General features: G+C 30.4%; 20 protein-coding genes and 1 riboswitch. Of the genes, 12 read left to right on the forward strand and 8 right to left on the reverse strand.

Annotation, left to right across the window (positions count from 1 at the left end; translation table 11 throughout):
* Positions 1-9: 9 nt before the first annotated feature.
* From L988_RS13860 to L988_RS10810, 4 genes are all read right to left on the reverse strand, one after another.
* On the reverse strand, positions 10-666 hold the full coding sequence (locus tag L988_RS13860; protein ID WP_047384169.1) for a riboflavin synthase: 657 nt from the start codon (positions 664-666) through the stop codon (positions 10-12).
* A complete protein-coding gene (ribD, locus tag L988_RS10800; protein WP_047384171.1) occupies positions 651-1,748 on the reverse strand; it encodes a bifunctional diaminohydroxyphosphoribosylaminopyrimidine deaminase/5-amino-6-(5-phosphoribosylamino)uracil reductase RibD in 1,098 nt (365 codons plus the stop codon). The genes L988_RS13860 and ribD overlap by 16 nt, the downstream gene beginning before the upstream one ends.
* Before the next feature lie 2 nt (positions 1,749-1,750).
* Positions 1,751-2,224: a 6,7-dimethyl-8-ribityllumazine synthase gene (gene ribE, locus L988_RS10805; protein ID WP_047384173.1), complete on the reverse strand. Its 474-nt coding sequence runs from the start codon at positions 2,222-2,224 to the stop codon at positions 1,751-1,753.
* An 88-nt stretch (positions 2,225-2,312) separates the two neighbouring features.
* Positions 2,313-2,441, reverse strand: a riboswitch (FMN riboswitch).
* 61 nt (positions 2,442-2,502) lie between these two features.
* Positions 2,503-3,264 (reverse strand): N-acetylmuramoyl-L-alanine amidase, encoded by a 762-nt coding sequence (locus L988_RS10810; protein ID WP_366089352.1) that lies wholly within the window; start codon positions 3,262-3,264, stop codon positions 2,503-2,505.
* Positions 3,265-3,490: 226 nt separating this feature from the next.
* On the opposite strand from L988_RS10810, the gene L988_RS10815 reads away from it, so the two are divergent.
* Positions 3,491-3,766 carry an HU family DNA-binding protein gene (locus L988_RS10815; RefSeq protein ID WP_023049818.1) on the forward strand — a complete coding sequence of 92 codons (276 nt, stop codon included), beginning with the start codon at positions 3,491-3,493 and terminating at the stop codon, positions 3,764-3,766.
* A gap of 131 nt (positions 3,767-3,897) precedes the next feature.
* On the forward strand, positions 3,898-5,958 hold the full coding sequence (fusA, locus tag L988_RS10820; RefSeq protein ID WP_047384178.1) for an elongation factor G: 2,061 nt from the start codon (positions 3,898-3,900) through the stop codon (positions 5,956-5,958).
* A 48-nt stretch (positions 5,959-6,006) separates the two neighbouring features.
* Here the strand turns inward: fusA and L988_RS10825 are convergent, their stop codons facing one another.
* The 3 genes from L988_RS10825 to L988_RS10835 all read right to left on the reverse strand — a co-directional run bounded on the left by L988_RS10825 (position 6,007) and on the right by L988_RS10835 (position 9,221).
* Positions 6,007-6,972, reverse strand: coding sequence for a magnesium transporter CorA family protein (locus tag L988_RS10825; protein WP_047384180.1), 966 nt, complete (start codon positions 6,970-6,972; stop codon positions 6,007-6,009).
* Positions 6,973-6,995: 23 nt separating this feature from the next.
* The gene (locus L988_RS10830; RefSeq protein WP_047384182.1) at positions 6,996-8,090 is read right to left on the reverse strand and encodes a DNA polymerase III subunit beta; all 1,095 of its coding nucleotides are present in this window, start codon (positions 8,088-8,090) and stop codon (positions 6,996-6,998) included.
* Between the two features lie 102 nt (positions 8,091-8,192).
* The gene (locus tag L988_RS10835; protein ID WP_047384184.1) at positions 8,193-9,221 is read right to left on the reverse strand and encodes an extracellular solute-binding protein; all 1,029 of its coding nucleotides are present in this window, start codon (positions 9,219-9,221) and stop codon (positions 8,193-8,195) included.
* Between the two features lie 167 nt (positions 9,222-9,388).
* Here L988_RS10835 and L988_RS10840 point away from each other — a divergent pair, with 167 nt between their 5' ends.
* The 10 genes from L988_RS10840 to L988_RS10885 all read left to right on the forward strand — a co-directional run bounded on the left by L988_RS10840 (position 9,389) and on the right by L988_RS10885 (position 20,019).
* A complete protein-coding gene (locus tag L988_RS10840; protein ID WP_047384186.1) occupies positions 9,389-10,153 on the forward strand; it encodes an RNA methyltransferase in 765 nt (254 codons plus the stop codon).
* A 22-nt stretch (positions 10,154-10,175) separates the two neighbouring features.
* Positions 10,176-10,955 (forward strand): Cof-type HAD-IIB family hydrolase, encoded by a 780-nt coding sequence (locus L988_RS10845; RefSeq protein ID WP_047384188.1) that lies wholly within the window; start codon positions 10,176-10,178, stop codon positions 10,953-10,955.
* 24 nt (positions 10,956-10,979) lie between these two features.
* Positions 10,980-12,260, forward strand: coding sequence for a hypothetical protein (locus L988_RS10850; RefSeq protein WP_047384190.1), 1,281 nt, complete (start codon positions 10,980-10,982; stop codon positions 12,258-12,260).
* On the forward strand, positions 12,250-13,104 hold the full coding sequence (locus L988_RS10855; protein ID WP_047384192.1) for a VacJ family lipoprotein: 855 nt from the start codon (positions 12,250-12,252) through the stop codon (positions 13,102-13,104). Before L988_RS10850 ends, L988_RS10855 begins: the two co-directional genes overlap by 11 nt.
* Positions 13,105-13,129: 25 nt before the next feature.
* Positions 13,130-14,521, forward strand: coding sequence for a dipeptidase PepV (gene pepV, locus L988_RS10860; RefSeq protein WP_047384194.1), 1,392 nt, complete (start codon positions 13,130-13,132; stop codon positions 14,519-14,521).
* 245 nt (positions 14,522-14,766) lie between these two features.
* The gene (locus L988_RS10865) at positions 14,767-15,921 is read left to right on the forward strand and encodes a DUF3798 domain-containing protein (RefSeq protein ID WP_369797063.1); all 1,155 of its coding nucleotides are present in this window, start codon (positions 14,767-14,769) and stop codon (positions 15,919-15,921) included.
* A 79-nt stretch (positions 15,922-16,000) separates the two neighbouring features.
* Positions 16,001-17,602: a sugar ABC transporter ATP-binding protein gene (locus L988_RS10870; RefSeq protein ID WP_047384198.1), complete on the forward strand. Its 1,602-nt coding sequence runs from the start codon at positions 16,001-16,003 to the stop codon at positions 17,600-17,602.
* Positions 17,586-18,608, forward strand: coding sequence for an ABC transporter (locus L988_RS10875; RefSeq protein WP_047384200.1), 1,023 nt, complete (start codon positions 17,586-17,588; stop codon positions 18,606-18,608). The genes L988_RS10870 and L988_RS10875 overlap by 17 nt, the downstream gene beginning before the upstream one ends.
* Positions 18,608-19,672, forward strand: a complete 1,065-nt coding sequence (locus L988_RS10880; RefSeq protein ID WP_047384201.1) for an ABC transporter permease — start codon at positions 18,608-18,610, stop codon at positions 19,670-19,672. Before L988_RS10875 ends, L988_RS10880 begins: the two co-directional genes overlap by 1 nt.
* Entirely contained in the window at positions 19,669-20,019 is a 351-nt protein-coding gene (locus L988_RS10885) for a DUF6672 family protein (protein ID WP_047384204.1), read from the forward strand. Before L988_RS10880 ends, L988_RS10885 begins: the two co-directional genes overlap by 4 nt.
* A gap of 40 nt (positions 20,020-20,059) precedes the next feature.
* On the opposite strand, the gene L988_RS10890 is transcribed toward L988_RS10885, so the two are convergent.
* Positions 20,060-20,771 (reverse strand): murein L,D-transpeptidase catalytic domain family protein (locus L988_RS10890; RefSeq protein WP_231549843.1); only part of this gene is annotated, 712 nt, incomplete at its 5' end.

Here is a 20,771-nt window from a genome sequence, read left to right on the forward strand (position 1 = left end):
CTTTAATAATTAGAAAAAACCATTTTCAGCTAAAAAATTTTTAGAGAGATTTGATTTAGGTTTTTCATCATTTTGTTCTCTACTCAGGAGCAATTTTTCAAGATGTTTACCAATAAGATCTGTTTCAACATTTATATTTTGCCCAATGTTTTTAAATCCAAGAGTAATAGATTTTTGAGTATGTGGTATTAAAGAAACGGTAAAGGTTGTATCAGTTAGAGATGCAACAGTTAAAGAGGCTCCATCTAAAGTCACTCTACCTTTATAAACAACATATTTCATAAATTCTTTTGGAATTTCAACAGTATATTTTTTTGCAAATCCATCACTACAGATATCAGTAATTTTTCCAGTACAGTCAACATCACCAGTTACTAGATGTCCGCCCAAATAGGATTGCAAAGTAAGAGATTTCTCTAAATTTACAAGTGAACCAATTTTAAGTTCGTTTAATCCCGAAACTCTAAGAGATTCATTCATAACATTTGCTGTAAAAGAGCTTGAAGTAGTTTCTACTACTGTTAGACAAACTCCATTTGTTGCAATGCTATCACCTAGCTTTACATTGGTTAAAACCTTATTACAAGAAACGGTGATGTTAGCTCCTGCAGAAGTTTTTTCAATAGAAATTATTTTTCCAAGTTCTTCAACTAAACCGGTAAACATCCTTCCTCCTTATAAAACTCAAACCCAATATTATTATCATAAAGATTTATTTTAATATTGTCTAAATTGAAAGCACTATTGATGTTTAGAGGGGAAAAATCCGATATGAATGAAATTGCAGAGTTGTCGCCTAAAATTTTGGGTGCAATCATAATCTCTCCTCCATCAAATAGATTTTCTTTAAAAAATGAACTGATAACTCCACTTCCACCTTCGACAAGAATAGAATCAATATTATATGAGCTTATTTTTTTTAAAATATCTTTTAGATTTTCATCATCTGAAAATGTAATAAATTTAATAAAGAAATCTTTTTCTAATTTTTGAAAAAGCTCTTTATCCATATTTTTTTTATTAGTGATGATAAATGTTTTTTTATCAGAATTATTTTGAATAATTTTATAATCTTCATTAATAATCAGATCTTTGTCTAGAATTAATCTATATGGATTTCGATTTCCAGAAGCTTTACATGTAAGAGAAGGATTGTCTTGAATTACAGTATTAGCTCCAACTAAAATTCCAGAAAAGAAATTTCTATATTTTTCAACTTTTTCTCTAGCTAGAGAGTTTGTTATCCATTGAGAAGAGTAATTTCTAGTAGCGATTTTACCATCTAATGTAATTCCAACTTTTAAGAAGATATAGGGGATTTTTTCTTTGATAAACTTAAAAAAAACTTTGTTTAAATTTATAGCTTCTTTTTCTAAAATACCTATAATAACTTCAATACCCGCATCTTTAAGTTGTTTAATCCCTCGCCCGCTAACAAGAGGATTTGGATCAAGAGTAGCGACAACACATCTTTTTATATTAGATTTTATAATAAGTTCTGTACACGGTGGAGTTTTTCCATAGTGAGAACAAGGTTCTAATGTAACGTATAGAGTAGCTCCTTCAGTGATAGTAGCATTTGAGATAGCATTTACCTCAGCATGCGGACCACCGAAAATTTGATGATAACCTGTAGATAAAATCTCATCATTTTTTACAAGAACAGCTCCAACAAGGGGATTTGGATTAACAAATCCAAATCCTTTCTTAGCTTCTTCTATAGCTATTTTCATAAAATGTTCATGCATAATTATGCCTCAGATATAGTTCTAATAAGATTAACAGTTTCAATAGCAGAGATTCCAGCGTCGAATCCTTTGTTTCCAGCTTTAGTACCTGCTCTCTCAATAGCTTCTTCAATAGAGTTTACTGTTAGAACTCCAAATATTACTGGAATTCCAGAATCTAGAGATACTGATGCAACTCCTTTTGATACTTCAGAACAAACATAATCAAAGTGAGGTGTAGCTCCTCTAATAACAGCTCCAAGAGTGATAACAACATCAAACTTATTTGTTTCTACCATTTTTTTTGCGATAAGAGGTATTTCAAAAGCACCAGGAACCCAAGAAACATGGATGTTTTCTTCGCTAACAGAGTGTCTTTTAAGAGCATCGATAGCTCCACCTAAAAGTTTAGAAACAATAAATTCATTGAATCTAGCACAAACGATACCTACCTTTAAATTTTCTCCTACAAAATTACCTTCATAAATTTTTACCATTTTAGTCCTCCTCAAATTTTTTATAAAAAAAAACCGAAGATAGACTTCGGGCTAAAAAAGCGATAGCTTAGAAAAATTGTGCATAAAAAAAACACTTCTTCCATCCAGACTATACTGTCGGTTTTGGAGTTTCACCAAATCAAACCCGAAGGTTTCGCGGACTATAACCGCCGGTCGGGAATTGCCATGAGTGGCTCACCCTGCCCTGAAGTTTATCTATCATATTTTAATATTGTTGACTTGATTATAAAACATATTTTCTTGTTTTGTCAATAAAATTATTTATACTTTCTATTTAGAGCCTTTAAAATAGCAAAAGTTTCAAGATCAAAAACACCATCCACTTTTCTAGGTCTAAAGTGCATTTGGAATGCAGCAATTACTTTTTTACTCTCTAAATCCCAAATGTCAGTTGAATTAATAGTGTAGCCATATTTTTCAAGTTCTTTTTTTAATGCTTCGACTGAATATGAATCAAAAAGTTTTTGTGAATAATAGTGATTGAAATCTTTTTGGTTATACCAAGCTCCTACTCCATATTTATCATAAAGATGTTTCCATGGGAATTTAGGACCAGGATCAAATTTTCTAGTTGGAGCTATATCAGAGTGACCTAAAATATATTTAGGATTGATTTTATACTTTGCAGTAAGCTCTTTAAGCAACATTCCAATCTTAAATATCTGTGCGTCATTGTAAGGATAAAACATTGTAATATCAACCATACCCTCTTTTAAATTTGAAGTTTTCTGTTTACTAGCATTTGAATAACCTAAATTTGAAATCTCAATACCAATTGAGTTATCATTTAAATTTTTGTAACCATCGAAGGAACTTGCACCAGCATGCCAAGCTCTTTTAGTATCTGGAACTAAAGAATAAACAGGATCCTCTCTTTTTTGTGTGACCAAGTAGTGCGAACTGACATTATTTTTTGTTAAAGCAGTGATCGAACGTTCGTCATTTAGAGCCGTGTAGTGTAAAATGATAAATCTAACTCGTTCATTGTATGATTTTGACTGGTATTTAGACGAATTCACGCTGTATTTTAGCGATGTGCACGAAGATAAAACAAGGGTGAAAATCAAAAAAATCAATTTTTTCATCATTAAAAAGAACCTCCTCATCTTTAGTATAAATTGATTATATAACAAAATATCAAAAAAATCCAAAAAAACCTAAAAAACATTTGAAATTAATTGGTTTATATGATATAAATGACTGTACTTAATTACAATAATAGAAGCATTTTAGGAGGAAAATATAATGACAAAAAAAGAGTTTGCGAAAGTATTATTTGAGAAAGGTGTATTCTCTTCAAAAGCTGAAGCGGAAAGAAAATTAGATTCAGTTCTAGTTACAATAGAGGAAACTTTACAAGCTGGAGAAGAAATCAACTTCATCGGATGGGGAAAATTTGAAGTAGTTGAAAGACCAGAAAGAACAGGAAGAAACCCTAAAACTGGAGAAGAAATTAAAATAGAAGCTAAGAAAACTGTAAAGTTCAAAGCAGGAAAGTCTTTAGTAGACAAAATGAACTAATAGTTCTTTGTAAAACCGAGAGAAATCTCGGTTTTTTTTATTTTCTTTTATAATTCCTATTGACTTATTTGAAAATATTAGCTATATAAGTACTAATGTAAAAAATCTCTTAAAAAATAGGAGGAACAAATATGATTAGTTATGAAATGAGTGAAATAAGGAATATAACTCTGTTAGGGCATCGTGGAAGTGGAAAAAGTAGTTTAGTAGAGGCCATGCTATACATATCTAATACAACCTCTAAAATGGGAAGTGTAGATTCTCAGACGAGTACATCAGATTTTGATAAAGAGGAGATGAAACAAGGATTTTCAATAAATACATCAGTTATACCTTTGGAGTATTTAGGCCATAAGTATAATATATTGGATACACCTGGATATTCAGATTTTACAGGAGAAGTATCTTCAGCTTTAGCAGTTTCAGGAGGAGCAGTATTAGTTATAAATGGTGCTGCTGGAGTAGAAGTTGGAACAGAAAGAGCTTGGAGAATGTTAGAAGAGGAAGGAATTCCGAGAGTTATTTTCATAAATAAAATGAATAAAGGTGTACATAATTATGAAAAATTACTATATGATTTAAAGGAAAAATTTGGAAAAAAAGTTGCTCCATTCTGTATTCCAATAGGTTTTGAAGAGGAGTTTAAAGGATTCGTGAATGTTGTAGATTTAAAAGGTAGAATATTTAATGGAGAGAATTGCGTTGATGCACCAATTCCTGAAGATATAGATGTTTCAGAGGTGAGGAGCCTATTGCTAGAAGCTATAGCAGAGACAGATGAAAATCTTTTGAATAAATATTTTTTAGGAGAAGAGTTCACAGATGAAGAGATAAGAAAAGGGTTACACGATGGTGTAGTTTCCGGAGAGATTGTACCAATCGTAATAGGGTCTGCGAGCAATGGAATAGGTGTAAGAACGTTATTTGAGATGATGTATAATTATCTACCTACTCCACAAGAGGTAAATGGAGGAGTAAAGGTAGGATATACAATAGAGAGTAATGAAAAAATAGAAAGAGCAGTAGATGTAAATGAAGCATTTTCAGCTATCATCTTTAAAACAATAGTAGATCCATATATGGGGAAGATATCACTATTTAAAGTTAATTCAGGAGTAATAAAAAAAGATGACGAGGTTATAATTTCAAATAAAAATATCAAGGTTAAAGTAGGGAATATATCTTTCTTTAGAGGAGGAAAGCAAATAACTGCGGAAGAGGTTAGAGCTGGAGATATTGGAGCTGTCACAAAACTTCAAGAAGCGCAAACAGGAGATACACTTTGTGATAAAGAACATCCGATTATATATAATATTATAGATTTTCCAAAACCTTGTTTATATATGTCAATTATACCAAAAGAAAAAAATGATGACGATAAATTAAGTGGAGCAATTCAAAGATTGATGGATGAAGATCCTTCGTTTTCAATTCAGAGAAATTTTGAGACAAAAGAATTTATAATAGGGGGACAGGGAGAAAAACACTTGAATATACTTCTGAATAAACTTCAAAATAAATTTGGAGTTAATGCTATATTAAAAGAACCAGAGGTGTCTTATAGAGAAACTATAAAAAATATTGTAGAAGCTCAAGGTCGGCATAAAAAACAATCTGGTGGGGCAGGACAATTTGGAGAGGTATTTATAAAATTTGAACCTCATGAAGATGAATTTAACTTTGCAGATGATATACATGGAGGAGTTGTTCCTAAGACTTATATTCCAGCAGTGGAAAAAGGACTTTTAGAAGCTAAGACTAAAGGTAAATTAGCTGGATATCCAGTAATAAATATAAAAGCAACTCTTTATGATGGATCATATCATCCTGTGGATTCGAATGAAATATCTTTTAAACAAGCTGCTATATTGGCTTTTAGAAAAGGAATGGAAACTGCTAGATGTGTTTTATTAGAGCCAATAGTTAAGATGGAAATAGTAGCTCCAGATGAGTATATAGGAGACATAATGGGAGATATGAATAAAAGAAGGGGGCGAATCTTAGGAATGGAACCTAAAGCGTACTCTGAGCAACTTTTGACAGTTGAGGTTCCAGAAAGTGAGATTTTGAAATATGCGATAGATTTAAAATCTTTAACTCAAGGCAGAGGAAGATTTGAATATAACTTTTTAAAGTACGAGGAATTACAAGACAATTTAGCTCAAAAAATAATAGATATTAGAAAAGGATAAAAATAAAAGCTCAAAACTTTTAAAATAAAGTTTTGAGCTTTTTTTAATTTAAAACAACTCTTTTTTAAATAAAATCCAAGTTATAAAAATTCCACATGCAATAGCAACTAGAACAACCCATAAAAAACCATAGGTATCACTAGCGAATGGAACTCCACCAACGTTCATTCCCCATAACCCAGAAACTACTGTAGGAATCGCGAAAACTATAGTTATAGATGTAAGTTTTTTCATTACTATATTTAAGTTATTTGACATAACTGTTGAAAAAGCATCTCTAGTTCCACTTAAAATACTAGAGTAGATATTCGCCATTTCAATAGCTTGCTTTGTTTCTATAATTACGTCTTCTAAGAGCTCTAGATCATCCGGATACCTTTTAACAATCTCTGTTCTCATCATTCTTTCTAAAACAGCTTCATTAGATTTTAAAGATGTCGTGAAATATACCAAACTTTTTTCCAATTCCAAGAGAAGCATAAGTTCTTGATTTCTAAGATTATTTTTTAGTTGTCTCTCTATATTGTCACTTATTCTACCAATCTGTTTAAGATATAGTAAAAAATAAGTAGAGTTTCTAAATAGCATTTGTAAAATAAATCTAGTTTTCTTAAATGTAAAGAAACTTTTAATTCTTCCTTGAACAAACTCTTCTATAAGAGAAAGTTTAACTGTTGAAACAGTCAATATATGATCTTTTAACAAGATAATTCCTAAAGGAACCGTTGTAAAAGAGCAACGATTATTTTCATCGTGAATAGGAACATCAATAATTACAAGGATGATATCGTCATCAATCTCTAAACGTGCTTTTTCTTCTTCATCTAGAGCTGCTCTGATGTGTTCTTCAGGAATATCAAAGCTATTAGTAACTACTTTAATCTCTTCTTCCGTTGGATTAGAAAGATGTATCCAAGTATTTTTTTCAGTGAGTTTTTCAACCTCTAAAGTTTCAGAAATCGAAAAAAGTTTTTTTTCTAAAATATCGTTATGACTTTTATAAATTTTTATCATAGAACCACCTAACTTTAAATTTTTTAGTCTCTTAAAGCCAGAGGCATTAAAATATATTTATAAGAGTTATTATCTCTTTCTGTAATTTCAAACATTGCTGCTGATGAATTTCCTTTTATGAAAACATTTGTATTTAAATTTTCAACAAATTCGAATAGGAATTTAACATTAAGAGAACATTTGAAGTCGTCTCCAAGTTTAATCATATCAACTTTTTGGTTTATTTTAGCTTTTCCAGAAGAAGCTGAAATAGATAATTTTTTACCTTTGAATTCAAGAATAGCTCCATTTTTAGATTCGTTACTAGTTCTAGCAACAGTTAAAACCTTTTTTAGAGCACTTTTAAAGTCATTATAATTAAACTCCATCTCTTTACTGAAGCTATTTCCACAAAGTATAGCGTCGAAGTTAGGGAATGGAAGTGTTGTAATTTTAGTTAAGAAATATGTATTTTCCCATAGGAAAATTAAATTATCTCCACTAGCTCCAATAAGAATATCTTCGTTCAAATCTTTTATAAGTTTACATAAAATATTAACAGATTCAAGAGGAATAGAGAAATCTTTATCTAATAAAGCAGTATTATCTGTTTTTAGATATGTTAATCTATATGAATCCGTTGAAACAAATGATATACGATCTTGTCTGAAAAGAACTCTTATACAGTTGATAGCTAAATTTTCAGCAGATGGTGCAACTGAGAACTTAGTTTTTTCTAAACTTTTGTAAAGTTCTTGAGGAGAGATTTTAGCAATTTCATCTATAACAGGTAACTTTAAATTTTCAGGGAAGTTATCGTTATAAAGTAAAGTGAATTCAGCTAAATGTATTGATAGAATATCATTTTTAGATGAAAGAGAAATTACTTCATCGTCTAAAAGTTTGATATATTCTAAAGCTAAGTTTGGCTTAAATATAACAATACCATCTTCAATTGTCTCGCAGTGGATAGTCTTTATATAGTTGACATCTAAATTTGTTCCAGTGAAAGTTACTTTACCATTATTAGATTCTATTTTTAAACCTGAAATGATAGGTTTGATTGGATTATCTTTTAAGATATTAATAAATTCAGAGAAAATTTCAATTAAGTCATTTCTTCTAATATTAAAATTCATAGGGTACCTCCTAAAACTATTCTTTTTTAAAATTATACACTATAAATAAGAGCCTTACAAGAAATAAAAAAGCCTAACTTAAAAATAAGTTAGGCTTAAAAATTAATCTATTAAAACTTCTTGCCAATATTTACTTTGAATATCTAGTGTGTTTTTGATATCTCTTAAGATATCTGTATGAGATAGATCTTCAATAGTGTATATAGGTTCTACAGTTATTAATTCTCTAGCTGGAACATTTATAGATGGAACTCTTAAGTGTTCTGCAACGAGCTTATAGTTCTCAGGTCTGTGAATGAAATCTAAGAACTTATATGCTGCTTCTTTATTTGGAGCAGTTTTAGGAATAACAAATGAATCAATATAAGCTGTTCCACCTTTTTCAGGAATAATAAACTCAGTTTTTTCTAACTGTTCATCTGTTAATTCGTTCAATACATTATCAGGATAACAGTGAACAACCCAGAATTCTCCGTTAGCAAATCCTTTTCCGAATGATTCAGAATCAAATTTTGCGATATTCTTTTTCCATTCTTTAACTAGTTGTGCAGCAGCAGCAATAGCAGCTTCGTCTTCTGTCGTTTGAGGATATCCTAAAGTTCCTAAAGCAGATGTCATAACTTCTCTCATATCATCAAGTAGAGTCATTTTTCCTTTGTACTCAGTTTTATTATAGATAGTAAAGTCTCTTGGAAAATCTTTAACATATTCTGTGTTAATAGCAATTGTTGTAGCACCCATAGCAAATGGGAATGCATAATCGTTATTAGTATCGAAATATTGTAATTTTTCAAATACCATAGGATCTATATTTTTTAATGATGGTAATTTTGTTTTATCAAGTTTATCAATCATTCCATCGTTCATTAAAATTTCAGCGTAATCAGTTGATGGAGTTAAGATATCGTAACCAGTTCCTCCAGCTTTAATTTTTGCAAACATCTCTTCGTTTGATGAATAGATATCTTCAACTACTTTAATACCCGTTTCTTTTTGGAAATCGTCGTAAATCTTAGCAGGAATATAATCAGCCCATCCATAAAGATATAGAACATTTTCATTTTTTTGTTTTTCTTTACCACAAGAAAGAAGTAAAAAAATCAAAGATAGTAAAATTATTATTTTTTTCACTTAAACCTCCCTAAAAATTTAAATTTTATAATCAATGAAAATTGTATTATATTTTTTAGGTATAGTCAAGTAGGAAATGAATTGTAAAGGATTATTTAACTAGAAAATAATACGGAATTCATGTATAATCTTAAATAAAAGATATTAGAGTTTTAGGAGAGAGAAAAGTGGATATAATAACAAGTAAAGATAATGAAGTTTATAAAGGCTTGAAGAAGTTAAAAACGAAAAAATATAGAGATTTAGAGCAATTATTCTTAGCAGAGGGAAGAAAATTTTTAGAGTTTAAAGAAACACCAAAAATGATTATTTTCAAAGAGGGGATAGCAGAAGAAGTTGTAGAAATGGCTAAGGATCACGATTGTAAAAAAATAATGTTGGGAGAAAAGCTATTTAAAGAGTTAACATCTCAAGAAAATTCTCAAGGAGTAATAATTTGCTATAATTCAAAAGCAAATCAGTTAGATGATTTGACAGATAATGTTGTGGTATTAAATAGAGTAGCGGACCCAGGTAACTTAGGTACAATAATAAGAGTAGCTGATGCAGCAGGATTCAAAGATATTATACTTACTAAAGGAAGTGTTGATTGTTATAATGACAAAACAGTAAGAAGTAGTATGGGATCAATATTAAGTATGAATATATATTATATTGAAGAGGAAAAAATTGTAGATTTATTAAAAAATAAAGGATACAAAATAGTTGTAACAGCTTTAGAAGAGGATTCGATTCCGTATACAAAAATGAAGCTAGAAAAGAAAAATGCTTTTATATTTGGAAATGAAGGAGATGGAGTTTCTCAGAGTATAATACAACTTAGTGATGAAAAAGTTATAATTCCTATATATGGAACTGCTGAATCGCTGAATGTAGCTATGGCAACAGGAATACTTTTGTATGATGTTAGAAATAGATTAGAAAATAGATAAAAAAATTGGGGGAGAGTTTAAAATGATAAAATTGGTTGTAACAGATATGGATGGAACTTTTTTAGACGATGAAAAAAATTTTTCAGATGAATTTTGGAATATATTTCAAAAAATGGAAGAAAAGAATATAAAATTTGTTGTTGCAAGTGGAAGACAATATCAAAATTTAAAGAAAAATTTTGATAAAATTAAAGATAAAATTGTTTTTATTGCTGAAAATGGAAGTTATGTTGTACAGAATGAAGAAGAGATTTATTCAAGAGTTTTAACAGTAGAGATGATTGAAAAATATGTAGGAATCGGAAGAAAAATACCTACGACAGATATCGTTCTTTGTGGAAAGAAGTCAGCATACATAGAATCAAAAAATCCAAAATTTTTAAAAGAAGTTGAAAAATATTACGAAGAAAGAGAGATAGTTGAAGATCTTTTAGATGTAAAACATGATGAGATAATAAAAATTGCATTTTGTGATCTAACAGGAACAGAAGAACATGTATTTCCACACGTAAAAAATGAAATTGATTGTCAAGTTGTTGTTTCGGGAGAGATTTGGTTAGATGTTAGTCATTTAGAATCTAATAAAGGAATTGCATTAGAAGCCTTACAATTAGAGTTAGATATCTCTTATGATGAAACAATGATATTTGGAGATTATTTAAATGACTATGATATGATGAAAAAAGGTAAATACAGCTTTGCTATGGAGAATGCTCATGATGAAATAAAAAAAATAGCAAATTTCATGGCTAAAAGTAATAATGAAAGCGGTGTGTTAGAGGAATTAAAAAAAATTATTTAAATGACTAATAAGGGAGGCTTTTAAATGACAAGATACTTAAAAATTATATTTATGTTAATTTTAACTGTTAATATTTTTGCAGAGTATAAGTTTCCAATGAAAAATCCTTATATAGCTACAATTGTAGGTAGTTCGAAAATAATGACAGATGGAATTCCAGAAGAAGTACCAACTAAAGAGTTTAATATATTGACTCCAAGAAGTAAAAATATACCAGCTAACTTATGGTATGATCAAGGATTTAAATTTTCATTGAGTAAACAAAAAGGAAAGGCACCATTGATATACGTTTTATCAGGAACTGGATCGGCCTACAATTCAATTAGAACCAAGAATTTTCAAAAGATATTTTATAATGCTGGTTATCATGTGTTAACAGTAACATCTACGTTTAACTCTAATTTTATTTTAAATGTATCTAACAGTAGAGTTCCTGGAGTACTGATTCAAGATGGATTAGACTTATATAATATTATGGGTGATATGTTAGATAAAGTAAAGTTAGAAGAAAAACTAGAGATAACAGATATATATTTAATGGGATATAGTATGGGAGCAACTCATTCAGCAGTACTATCATATTTAGATTCAGTTGGAAAAGATTTCAATTTTAAAAGGGTATATATGGTAAATCCAGCTATAAATTTATATCATTCAGCTACTGTATTAGATGATATGCTTATAAAAAATATAAAGGATAAGGGTGAAATTTCAAAAATAGTGGATGAAGTAATGGAGGCTGTAAAGAGAAATATATCGCCGAGTGATTTACAAATTACTGAAGAAAGTATATATTCAATTTTTGAAAAACAAAAATTATCCGATAAGGAGATGGAACGTTTAATTGGATTAGCTTTTAATTTAACATCAATAGATTTGAACTATATAGTGGATCAAATAAATGGAACACACGTTTATTCTAAAACAAAACCAAAAAAATTTGAGAATATGTTTAAATATTTTGAAGCAATTAATTTTGCTAATTTTAGTGACTATTTAAATAATTTAGCTTATCCGTACTATTTGAAAATATTAGGTGGAGATTTAAAATTTAATGATATTGTAAAATATGGTGACCTAAGAATAATACGAGCTTATTTGCAAAATGAGAAAAAAATAGTAGCTGTAACGAATGAAGATGATTTTATATTAGCAGAGAGAGATAAAGAGTTCATAGAAACTGTATTTAAAGATAGAGCGTTAATATATCCAGTTGGAGGACATTGTGGAAATATGTTTTATCAAACAAATGTAGAGAAGATGTTAGAATTCTTGAAAACGGGGGTGTTTAACAATGAACTTTAAAAAAGTTTTTGTAATTCTAAACTGTTTATTTGTTATTGGTTGTTCATCTATGAGGAAAACCCCAGAAAGCTCTGTTCAAGTTTCCGAAAGAAGGAACATCACTGAAAAAGTATATGTCGATAAAAGGGAATATTTGAAATTATCTGTTGGAAAAGAGATAATGCAATCTCCAGAAATGTCAAACAGAGAAATTGCTGATTATAAAGAGGTAAATGGAACTAAATTTATAGAGGTTTATGACCCGTTAGAACCTTTAAATAGAAGGATTTACTATTTTAATTATTATCTAGATAAGTATGTTTTGATACCAGCAGTGAATACGTATGAGTACGTAACACCAAATTTTGTCCAAAAAGGTGTGTCAAACTTCTTTTCGAATCTGCAAGAAATAAACACTTTTTTAAATTCCCTCTTACAATTTGAAGGAAAAAAGGCTACAATAACATTAGCTAGATTTGGAATAAACTCTACATTTGGAGTTTTAGGATTGTTTGATGTAGCGTCTGCTTTGGAGTTACCAAAAACTTATGAAGACTTTGGATTGACATTAGCAAAATATGGAGTAGGAAATGGTCCGTATTTAGTTTTACCAGGATTTGGACCATCTAATTTGAGAGATACAACAGGTAAGGCTACGGGAATATTAACTATTTCAGAAATAAATCCATATGATAATCCAGTAGGAGTAGATATAACACATCCAGCTGTAAGTGGAATGAGCGCAATAAATGCAAGACAAGAGAATAAGAATTTTAGATACTATGGAACTGGAAGTCCATTTGAGTATGAGTATGTAAGATATTTCTATACAAAATATAGGGATACATTAGTAGATATAAAGTAAAGAATCAATGGGAGAGGTGGAAAAATTGAATTTACAAGAGTTAGTATTGAATTACAAGGAAGAGGTTGTAAAATCGATTCAAGAGTCAGTTAGAATTAAAAGTGTTCAGGAAGAACCATTAGAAGGAATGCCTTTTGGTGAGGGGCCAGCGAAGGCGTTACAGCATATGCTTAATTTAGGAAAAGAGTTAGGGTTTGAAGTTGAAAACTTTGATAACTATGCAGGTCACATTGACTTTGGAACTGGATCAGATGAAGATATGATAGGAGTTTTAGGACATGTAGATGTAGTACCTGAAGGAAAGGGTTGGGATCATCCTCCATACGAGGCTAAAATAGTTGATGGGAAAATGTATGGAAGAGGAGTTTTAGATGACAAAGGTCCTACAATAGCAGCTTTATATGCTTTAAAGGCAATAAAAGATTCAGGATTAAAATTAAATAGAAAAGTTAGGGTTATAGTAGGAGCAAACGAAGAAACAGGTTGGGGATGTATGAATCATTACTTCGGTAAGTTAAATATGCCACAACCAGCAATGGCATTTACTCCAGACTCATCTTTCCCAGTTACATATGCTGAAAAAGGAATACTACATTTAATGTTGAGTCAAGAATATAATGAAGAGTTAGATTTCTCTATAAAAGGTGGAGTTGCGTTTAATTCGGTTCCAGATTCAGCTGTAGCAGAGTTTCCAATATCAATGAGAGATGATATTTTTACAAATCTGAATATATATAATGAAGGAAAAGATTTTAAAATATCGGCAACAGAAAAAGATGGAAAGATAGAGGTAGTTTCTTTAGGAAAAGCATCACATGGAGCTAGACCATCGAATGGTTATAACGCAATATCAGCACTATTTTCGTTTTTAACAATGCTTCAAATAGAGGATTCTAAATTAAAGAATTTAGTTAATTTCTTCAATGAATACATAAAAATGGATTATTCAGGAGAGGGATTAGGAATTAACTTTAAAGATGAGCCATCTGGAGTATTGACATTAACAATTGGAAAAATAGAGTGTGAAGATAAAAAAGTGATGTTTGGGTTTGATATTAGATACCCGGTTACATTCACGAAGGAACAAGTTATAGAAGAGGTTGAAAAAAGAGCTAAAAATATGGATTTAAATGTAACTGTAAGATCACAAAAAAATCCATTATATGTACCAAAAGATAGTTTCTTAGTTACAACATTGATGGATATCTATAAGGATATAACTGGAGATGTTGATGCTGAACCTGTTTCTATAGGTGGAGGAACATATGCAAGAGCAGTAACAAATGGAGTTGCTTTTGGAGCACTACTAAAAGATCAAGAGGATAATATGCATCAAAAAAATGAATATTTAGAGCTAGATAAGTTAGATACTTGGTTAAAAATATATGTTCAAGCAATATACGATTTAGCAAAATAAAGTGTATTAAAAAACTGCAGTGATGCAGTTTTTTTTATTTTTTGAAAATAAAAAAAGAACAAAAATGCTAAAAAAATAGTATCTTGAGGAAAGTGATTTCTACATAAGTACTAATTATATATTTAGTTAATACATGGATAATAAAAATATATTTTTAAAAACTGTTCAATTGAAATATATTTATCGGAAAGAAAAAAATAAATATAGGGAGGGAGAGGTAAATGAAAAAAATATTTGTAGTTTTGATGAGTTTCTTATTTTCTTTAGTTGCATCAGCACAGGGGGCTTATCACATAGGAGTTATAACTGGAACAGTATCACAATCTGAAGATGGATTGAGAGGAGCGGAGGAAGCAATAAAGTTGTATGGAGCTGCGGATAAGGGTGGAGAGATTGTTCATGTAACATATCCAGATAACTTTATGCAAGAAATGGAGACAACAATTTCTCAGATGGTAAGTTTAGCGGATGATTCCAAAATGAAAGCAATAGTTGTAGGTGAAGCGATTCCTGGAACAGTAGAGGCATTTAGAAGAATCAGAGAGAAGAGACCAGATATATTATTATTAGCAAATTCTCCACACGAGGATCCAGAGATGATAGGAGAGGTCTCTGATCTAGTTGTAAACCCTGATAGTATAGCTAGAGGATATTTGATAGTAAAAGCAGCTAAAGAGATGGGAGCAGAGAAGTTTATGCATATATCTTTCCCAAGACATATGAGTTATGAACTTCTATCAAAAAGAAGAAATATCATGAAAGTTGCAGCTGAAGATTTAGGAATGGAGTTTATAGAGATGACAGCTCCAGATCCAGTTAGTGATGTTGGGGTAGCTGGAGCACAACAATATATTTTAGAACAAGTACCAAACTGGATTCAAAGATATGGCGATAAAACAGCATTTTTTGCTACTAATGATGCACATACAGAACCACTATTAAAAAGAGTTGCAGAGTTAGGTGGATATTTTGTTGAAGCTGATTTACCTTCGCCTACAATGGGGTATCCTGGAGCTTTAGGAATTCAATTCGCTGAAGATGAGAAAGGGAACTGGCCAAAAATATTAGAAAAAGTTGAGAAAACAGTTGTTGATAAAGGTGCAAGTGGAAGAATGGGTACATGGGCATATTCATATAACTTCTCAGTAACACTGTCTTTAGTTGATTTAGCAAAGGAGGTTATTGAAGGAAAAGCACAGATTGATGATTTTGATGCATTAAAAAGTGTTTTGGCTAAAAATACTCCTGGAGCAGAGTGGAATGGAAGTAACTACGTTGATGTTAGAGGAGTAGAGAAAGATAACTTCTATTTATTATATCAAGATACATATGTATTAGGAAAAGGTTATTTAAAGATGACAGAACTAGAAGTTCCGGAGAAATATTTTTCAATAAAATAATGGAATCTATTGACCACTAGTATCTAAGGAAATCTAGTGGTCAAATTTTTGCTAAAGGAGTATAAGGGAGTGTGATATTGTGGAAAACGAGTTACTAAGAGTCACAAATGTTTCTAAAAGTTTTGGAGAAAATGCCGTTTTAAAGCATATAAATTTTACAATAAAAGAGGGTGAAATTGTAGGATTAGTAGGTGAAAATGGGGCGGGTAAATCGACATTGATGAAGATAATTTTTGGAATGTCCGTTATTACAGAAACTGGTGGATACAATGGAGATATGTTTTTCCAAGGTAAGAAAGTTCAGTTCAAAAGTTCTTTTGATGCTTTAAATGCGGGAATAGGAATGGTTCATCAAGAATTCTCTTTAATTCCAGGATTTAAGGCTTCAGAAAATATTGTTTTAAATAGAGAAAGTTTAGAAAAATCATATTTAAAAGAAGTTTTTGGAGATAGAATAAGCAAAATAAATATTGAAAAGGATAAAGCGCGAGCTAAAGTAGCAATTTCACATTTAGGAATAGATTTGGATGTTGAAACTAAAATTGAAGATATGCCAGTGGCACACATGCAGTTTACTGAGATAGCAAGGGAGATAGAAAGAGAGAATACGAAATTATTGGTTTTAGATGAACCAACAGCAGTTCTAACAGAAAAAGAAGCGGAGATTTTGTTAAAAACTATGAAGAGGCTTGCAAGTGAAGGAATTGCAATAATATTTATAACTCATAGATTGGATGAGATAATGGAGGTTTCAGATAGAGTAATAGTATTAAGAGATGGAATAATGATGAGTGAACTAGAAACATCAAAAACGGACGTAGATGAAATTACTAAACTTATGATTGGAAGAGATATTGGAAAAAAAGAGAAAAAAGAAGTAAAAGTTGATATGGAATCGGAGATAGTTTTAGATATAAAAAATTTGTGGGTTAATATGCCTGGAGAAAAAGTTAAAAATTTAAATTTAAAAGTAAAAAAAGGAGAGATATTAGGTCTCGGTGGTATGGCAGGGCAAGGGAAAGTCGGAGTTGCGAATGGTGTAATGGGACTGTATGAGGCTCGAGGTGAGGTTAGATATAAAGGAGAGGTATTGAATTTAAAAAATCCAAAATCGATTTTAGAGAAGGGATTATATTTTGTTTCAGAAGATAGGAAAGAGGTTGGTTTGATATTAGATGAAGAGATAGATTTGAATATAGCTTATCCATCAATTTATATAAAAGAGGAGTTTCTAAAAAGAAGATATTTTGGTTTGTTCAAAAGTATCGATAGTGAAAAGATAGAGGAGAATGCAAAAAAATATATAGATAAATTAGAAATTAAATGTGTAGGTAGCCATCAAAAAGTTGGAGAATTAAGTGGTGGTAATCAACAAAAAGTTTGTTTAGCCAAAGCGTTTACAATAAATCCAGAACTTTTGTTTATTTCAGAACCGACACGAGGAATAGATATAGGTGCTAAAAAAATAGTTTTAGAAACGCTTAAAGAGTATAACAGAGCGAGTGGGATGACCATAATTTTAACATCATCAGAGTTGGAGGAACTAAGAAGTGTTTGCGATAGAGTGGCTATTGTGACAGAGGGTGAGATTGCGGGGATATTATCTTCAGATGAGGATATATTACAATTTGGAAAACTTATGACAGGAGTGAAAGGAGGGAAAAATGATAAAAAAAATTAGTAGTATAGGACTACCAAGGATAATTATAGCGTTATTTTTATTATCATTATATATTTTAGCTCCATTCGTAGGTGTAAATTTAAAATCTGCATTTCAAGATACATTGATAAGAGTTGGTATGAATATAATTTTAGTTTTGTCGTTGATTCCGATGATTCAAGGTGGAACAGGATTGAATTTTGGAATGCCATTAGGAATAGAGGCTGGATTACTAGGAGCAGTTATAAGTATTGAGTTAGGTTTAACTGGAATTTTTGGATTCTTAGGAGCTATATTGATATCAGTTCCAATATCAGTTATCTTTGGATATGGTTATGGGAAAATATTAAATAGGGTAAAAGGCGGAGAGATGATGATAGCGACTTATGTCGGATTTTCATCAGTTGCATTTATGTGTATTATGTGGTTGATACTTCCATTTAAAAAACCCGATATGATATGGGCTTATGGTGGAGAGGGACTAAGAACAACTATAAGTGTAGAGGGATATTGGAGCAAAATTTTGGGAAAGATATTGCCATATTTTCCTAATTCTAGCTATATAGGTGAGATTTTATTTTTTTTACTCTTAGCATTATTAGTTAAAGAGTTTTTTAAAACTAAAAAAGGATTAGCAATGAAAGCTGTGGGTTCAAATGAGAGATTCGCAAAATCTATAGGAGTTGATATTGACAAAACAAGAATAAACTCAGTAATTATGTCAACAGTTATAGCAGCAATAGGAATAATAGTTTATCAACAAAGTTTTGGATTTATCCAGCTTTATTTAGCACCATTTTATATGGCCTTTCCAGCTATTGCAGCTATTTTGATAGGAGGAGCATCAATAAAAAAAGCTACAATTTTTAATGTAATGATTGGAACGATTTTATTCCAAGGTGTAATAACAATGACTCCTGTAGTGATAAGTGGAGTTATAAAAACAGATATGTCTGAAACAATTAGAGTTATAATCTCAAATGGAATGATCATATATGCATTGACAAGAAAAGGGGGGAGTAATTAATGGATAAAGTACAAAAGTTTATACAAAAAAATATAGTACCACTATTTATTTTAATTTTTTTAATTTTAATAGTTCCAGTATCAAAGCTAACTCCTCACTATCTTGTTCAAGAGATGATATTGAGATTAGATAGAAATCTATTTTTAGTTTTATCGCTGTTAATTCCAATAATAGCAGGAATGGGATTAAATTTTGGAATTGTACTTGGTGCAATGGCAGGACAGATAGCTTTAATTTTCATAACAGAATGGAGAGTTGTGGGTTATCAAGGAGTATTTTTAGCTATGATTTTATCAACTCCAATAGCGGTATTATTAGGATATTTTAGTGGAAATATTTTGAATAAAGCTAAAGGAAAAGAGATGATAACTTCAATGATATTAGGTTTATTTATGAATGGAGTATATCAATTATTAGTTTTATATGGCATGGGAAGTGTCATAAAGATTTCAAATCCAAAGTTGATATTATCAAGAGGAAGTGGAATAAGAAATGCAATTGATTTACAAGGTGTTAGAAGAGGTTTAGATGCACTTTTAGAAGTAAATATATTCGGACAAAAAATCCCTGTTGCAACATTTCTAATTGTTATTTTATTATGTTTGTTCATAGTTTGGTTTAGAAAAACGAAGTTAGGGCAAGATATGAGAGCAGTTGGACAAAATATGGATATAGCTAGAGCTGCTGGAATAAATGTTGAAAGAACAAGAGTTTTAGCCATTGTTATATCTACAGTTTTAGCTGGTTTTGGACAGATAATTTACTTACAAAATATAGGTACGATGAATACTTATAATAGCCATGAACAGATAGGGATGTTTTCAATAGCAGCTCTTTTAATAGGTGGAGCATCTGCAGTAAAAGCAAGTATTCCAAATGCAATAACGGGAATAATTTTATTTCATTTACTCTTTATAATATCTCCGGTAGCAGGAAAGGAACTTATGGGATCAGCCCAGATAGGAGAATACTTTAGAGTGTTTATATCTTACGGAATAATCGCTTTGGTTTTAGTTATGCATGAGTGGAGAAGAGAGAAGGAAAGAAAAGGAGGAGAGGTATGAGAAGAATAGTTGTATTGATATCTTTTTTCTTTTCTTTAGTTTTAATAAGTTATTTTTTATACGTTAGCGGACAAGAACATACTTTGATTTTTAATAATATTTATGAAGATAAAGCTGAAAGTAAAAATATAGTTTTAAAAATAGCAGGAGAAAAGGATAAGAAAATAAGTAAAAATCGGAAAACTGTGATAGAACTTAAAGGAAAGCAACATAAATTTATAATTGAAAGTGATGGACAAATAAAAGAGGGGATTGTTAAATTTAGTTTAAATAAAGGTGCAGAAGTAGAGATAGAAAATTTTATGAAATCGGAAAATTCGTGGATAAAAGAGATTGAGCAGTACTAATTTAAAAGGAGGCAAAATAGCCTCCTTTTGTTGTTTTTTATTAATTTATAAAACGACTTTCTTTTTGATATTTAGTATCGTTTCCAGCAATGAATACAATAGAGTTATCTGATAAAAGATCAATAACTTCCTTAGAAAGTTCTGTAGGAATAGCAGGACAACCCAAAGTTCGACCTAAAAATCCCATTTGATCAATATATGTTTTAGAAGCATAGTCAGCTCCGTGGATAACGATTGCTCTATCGTATGCATTTGAATTAAATCTATTTTCTAATCCTTTTAGTCTTAATGAATAGCCAAAGTTTCCAAAGTATGGTTTGCTGTCAGTAACAAAGAAACCTAAAGAACTTTGGAAAGAGTTTGGTGCATTAGAAAATTTAGTAGCTAAAACTTTTCCACTATTTTTTCCATGTGAAACATAAGTGTAGTAAAGAAGTTTTTTCTTTTTTAAATCCATAACAAAGAATCTTGGTTCAGTAGATGGTTTAGTAAAATCGATAACTGTTAAGTATTGGGATTTGTTTCCTTTAATTTTAGAAGCGCCTTTTACAGCATTTTTAAAAACATCATATGTCATTTTATCTTTTAATTCTAACGATCTATAAAGTGAAGACGTTGAAGCAAAAGACGTGATGTAAAATATGAAAAATAAAGCTATTAATTTTTGTTTCATAAACCACCCCAGAAATAATTTTGTTTCTGTTAACTTAAAATTTATTGAAACTACTCCAATCCTTTGAGGTATAATAGTT

The organism is Cetobacterium sp. ZWU0022 (genome assembly GCF_000800875.1).
GTDB lineage: Bacteria > Fusobacteriota > Fusobacteriia > Fusobacteriales > Fusobacteriaceae > Cetobacterium_A.

Excerpts from the sequence above, each read along its gene's own strand:
- L988_RS13860 (WP_047384169.1), bottom strand. The coding sequence starts at position 666 with ATGTTTACCGGTTTAGTTGAAGAACTTGGAAAAATAATTTCTATTGAA.
- L988_RS10865 (WP_369797063.1), top strand. The coding sequence starts at position 14,767 with ATGAGTTTCTTATTTTCTTTAGTTGCATCAGCACAGGGGGCTTATCAC.
- ribE (WP_047384173.1), bottom strand. The coding sequence starts at position 2,224 with ATGGTAAAAATTTATGAAGGTAATTTTGTAGGAGAAAATTTAAAGGTA.
- L988_RS10880 (WP_047384201.1), top strand. The coding sequence starts at position 18,608 with ATGGATAAAGTACAAAAGTTTATACAAAAAAATATAGTACCACTATTT.
- fusA (WP_047384178.1), top strand. The coding sequence starts at position 3,898 with ATGATTAGTTATGAAATGAGTGAAATAAGGAATATAACTCTGTTAGGG.
- L988_RS10825 (WP_047384180.1), bottom strand. The coding sequence starts at position 6,972 with ATGATAAAAATTTATAAAAGTCATAACGATATTTTAGAAAAAAAACTT.
- L988_RS10855 (WP_047384192.1), top strand. The coding sequence starts at position 12,250 with ATGAACTTTAAAAAAGTTTTTGTAATTCTAAACTGTTTATTTGTTATT.
- ribD (WP_047384171.1), bottom strand. The coding sequence starts at position 1,748 with ATGCATGAACATTTTATGAAAATAGCTATAGAAGAAGCTAAGAAAGGA.
- L988_RS10850 (WP_047384190.1), top strand. The coding sequence starts at position 10,980 with ATGACAAGATACTTAAAAATTATATTTATGTTAATTTTAACTGTTAAT.
- L988_RS10875 (WP_047384200.1), top strand. The coding sequence starts at position 17,586 with ATGATAAAAAAAATTAGTAGTATAGGACTACCAAGGATAATTATAGCG.
- L988_RS10845 (WP_047384188.1), top strand. The coding sequence starts at position 10,176 with ATGATAAAATTGGTTGTAACAGATATGGATGGAACTTTTTTAGACGAT.
- L988_RS10815 (WP_023049818.1), top strand. The coding sequence starts at position 3,491 with ATGACAAAAAAAGAGTTTGCGAAAGTATTATTTGAGAAAGGTGTATTC.
- L988_RS10830 (WP_047384182.1), bottom strand. The coding sequence starts at position 8,090 with ATGAATTTTAATATTAGAAGAAATGACTTAATTGAAATTTTCTCTGAA.
- L988_RS10885 (WP_047384204.1), top strand. The coding sequence starts at position 19,669 with ATGAGAAGAATAGTTGTATTGATATCTTTTTTCTTTTCTTTAGTTTTA.